The following is a 765-nucleotide window of genomic DNA, read 5'->3' on the forward strand; positions in this document are numbered from 1 at the left end:
CAGCTCGTGCACAGCGGAACGCTGCGTTCCGGTTTCGGCGAAACGTCGGAAGCGATCTACCTCACCCAGGGCTATGTCTACGAAACGGCGCAGGCCGCCGAAGCCCGTTTCAAGGGTGAGGAACCGGGCTTCATCTATTCGCGCTACGCCAATCCGACCGTCGACATGTTCGAAAAACGCATGTGCGCCCTGGAAGGCGCCGAAGACGCGCGCGCCACCGCGTCGGGCATGGCGGCGGTGACGGCCGCCCTTCTGTGCAGCGCCAAGGCCGGCGACCATATCGTGGCGGCACGTGCGCTGTTCGGCTCCTGCCGCTGGGTGGTCGAGACGCTGGCGCCGAGATACGGCATCGAGGCGACGCTGGTCGACGGCACCGACATCGCCAACTGGGAAAAGGCGGTCAAGCCGAACACCAAGCTGTTCTTCCTGGAAAGCCCGACCAATCCGACGCTGGAAGTGGTCGATATCGCCGCTGTCGCTTCGCTTGCCAATTCGATCGGCGCAAGGCTGATCGTCGACAATGTCTTCGCCACGCCCCTGCAGCAGAAGCCCTTGCAGCTCGGCGCCCATATCGTCGTCTATTCGGCGACCAAGCACATAGACGGCCAGGGGCGCTGTCTCGGCGGCGTGATACTGTCGGACAAGAAGTGGATCGACGAGAACCTGCACGACTATTTCCGCCATACCGGCCCAAGCCTTTCGCCCTTCAACGCCTGGACGTTGCTGAAGGGCCTGGAGACGCTGCCGCTACGTGTGCGCCAGCAG

Annotated in this window: 1 protein-coding gene; it reads left to right on the forward strand. The window is 63.7% G+C overall.

Annotated features, from left to right (window positions below):
* The coding region (locus tag EN749_RS36670) for an aminotransferase class I/II-fold pyridoxal phosphate-dependent enzyme (RefSeq protein WP_128365081.1) at positions 1-765 on the forward strand (765 nt) is incomplete at both ends.

Origin of the sequence: Mesorhizobium sp. M7A.F.Ca.ET.027.02.1.1, from assembly GCF_004022985.1 — a bacterium.
GTDB lineage: Bacteria > Pseudomonadota > Alphaproteobacteria > Rhizobiales > Rhizobiaceae > Mesorhizobium.